Genomic DNA, 2,357 nt, shown 5'->3' with positions numbered 1-2,357 from the left:
GATATAACGTATATCCCTATGGCAAAAGGCTTTGTTTATTTATGTGCTGTGATTGATTGGCATAGCCGCAAGGTACTTGCGCATAGAGTATCGATTAGTATGGAGGTTACATTTTGCATAGAAACATTAAATGAAGCTATTGAAAAATATGGTCGACCTGAAATATTTAATACAGACCAAGGCAGTCAGTTTACCAGTGATGCATTTATTGATGTATTGAAATCAAATGGCATTCAAATCAGTATGGATGGTAAAGGTCGATGGGTTGATAATGTGATGGTTGAACGATTATGGCGGAGCGTTAAATATGAAGAGGTGTATCTCAAAGCCTACAGCAATGTTTTGGATGCGAAGAAGCAATTAAACGCATATTTTGAATTTTATAATTTAAAACGACCTCATTCGAGTCTGGACAAAATGACTCCAGATGAGTTTTACTATGACCAGCTACCACAACAAAATAAGGTAGCTTAACTAGAGCAGAGTATCACTTATAAATAAGCTTTTAGTTGTTCAAACATGTGGGACCACTTCTCCTTTTCCTCTTTTCGATTTTAGAAAATCTATTTCTTTAGCACCTATTAGTTCAGTTTCTTTAAGTCTAGTATCTACTTTAATGATTTTCTCTAATATGAAATTTATTTCAGGAATATCTAATTTTTCTTCAATATTCTTTTTTATTAATTGACGATTTAAATTGTCAAAAAATGCTGAAATATCAGTTTTTAGAACATGTGAATATTGGTTTCTTAATTTTAAGGCTTCTATTCGAGCAGATATTGCACCTGCTTCACTAATTTTAGATGAAAAGTCATAATTTGTAGCTAAGATATATTTATTCTGATGATGAACTTTTATATATTTTAAGATTAGTTTTTGAATTATACGATCTTGGATCGCTGGAATACATATTAATCTAAAAGAGCCGTCTGGTTTTTCCATTAAAACTGGATGTAATGGTTGAGGTGAATACTTTTTTTTAGATAGATTGTCGAGAAGATCAACTAAGATTTTGTCTTTATTGAGATTGAACTCATTGAATGATAGATATTCAGGATAATATTTTATATCTAATAGATAAGGACGTTGTTTATTGAATAACTTAAAAAAACTTTGAATAAAGTTCTCTTTTAGGTAATCAAAAAATGTCATTTACTCTTTCTCTGTATGTTTACAAGGCTACCCATACAGGTACGAAGTGATTCTACGCATCTCACCATCACTGCTGTTCACTAATTTTTCGATGAACGTATAGCATCCTGTCAAGGACTCTGCTGAAATATGTGTGATGTGCTGTACTCGGGTCGCATCATTGAAGTTTTTGCCGTGTTTTGGCATCGCTTCAGTCACCTGATTTAACCTTAAGTTTTTATGATTAATAGCCAATTCTTTATAGCATATTACATAATCAAAAGTCAAGCATAGAATTGTAACAAGACATGACAGTAGCGTTCCAATGCTAAAAGGGCTAATCAATAACACAATTATCATGGTTAATATCATTACTGCCGTAAAGATGCCTTGAAATGACTCGATACTACGTTGATTCTGTTCAGCGTTCACTGTTGCAACCTCCGAATTATTGTTGGATTCCTCTTTAAAAATGGTAGCAAGAGGAACGAGGATTCTACGCATCTCACCATCACTGCTGTTCACTAATAACTCGATGAACGTATAGCATCCTGTCAAGGACTCTGCTGAAATATGTGTGATGTGCTGTACTCGGGTCGCATCATTGAAGTTTTTGCCGTGTTTTGGCATCGCTTCAGAATCAACTAGATGAATATAATCTATAATTAATCATAGGTATAGATATAATTATTATAAATTCATACAATACTTGTCATTTGAGTTTTTCTACATAATACCTGTTATACGAAGTGTTTATTTTTAACTAATCTTTTATGTTGATGTAAAAAAGCCCCATTCACTGGAATAGGGCTTTTTAATAATTTATCCTCTGTACACGACAAATTTCACAGAACCCTTATCCTATCAGGATTCTGCCTTCTTAAAATTGCCAAAATTTCCTTAAACTCTTCTTTTTTCCCAAAACCAATTAAACGCTGAATCGCCATTTGAACATAGTCTAAACCATAGCGAAATAAACTCATTGAGAGTCGTCCATGCTTCTTTATTTTTATCGCTTTTTTTTGATCATGTTGCCATTCACCCGTTAAGTAACACCAACAGAAGCTTATAGCTAACACCGCAATCAATTTTTTCACTCGTCTAGGGTCTGTCAAGCGCGTATTTTCAAGATTAAACCCGCGTCCTTTGAGACAACTGAATAAGGTTTCAATTTCCCAGCGTAATGCATAATCCTGAATAGCATTGGCATTAAACTGAGGAGAAAC

At 33.6% G+C, this 2,357-nt stretch carries 4 protein-coding genes; 1 reads left to right on the top strand and 3 read right to left on the bottom strand.

Annotated elements, in window-relative coordinates:
• Nucleotides 1–474 (top strand): IS3 family transposase (locus ACNPNW_RS15960; RefSeq protein WP_448767158.1); only part of this gene is annotated, 474 nt, incomplete at its 5' end.
• Nucleotides 475–513: 39 nt separating this feature from the next.
• Here the strand turns inward: ACNPNW_RS15960 and ACNPNW_RS15955 are convergent.
• From ACNPNW_RS15955 to ACNPNW_RS15945, 3 genes are all read right to left on the bottom strand, one after another.
• Entirely contained in the window at nucleotides 514–1,152 is a 639-nt protein-coding gene (locus ACNPNW_RS15955) for a reverse transcriptase domain-containing protein (protein WP_448767157.1), read from the bottom strand.
• Between the two features lie 27 nt (nucleotides 1,153–1,179).
• Nucleotides 1,180–1,761 carry a hypothetical protein gene (locus ACNPNW_RS15950; RefSeq protein ID WP_448767156.1) on the bottom strand — a complete coding sequence of 194 codons (582 nt, stop codon included), beginning with the start codon at nucleotides 1,759–1,761 and terminating at the stop codon, nucleotides 1,180–1,182.
• Between the two features lie 215 nt (nucleotides 1,762–1,976).
• Nucleotides 1,977–2,357: transposase (locus ACNPNW_RS15945; RefSeq protein WP_003281209.1), on the bottom strand; the 381-nt coding region annotated here is incomplete at its 5' end.

The sequence above is a fragment of the Acinetobacter endophylla genome (assembly GCF_053543775.1).
Note: the sequence above shows the minus strand (reverse complement) of the source record. Positions and strands in the feature narration are given on the sequence as shown.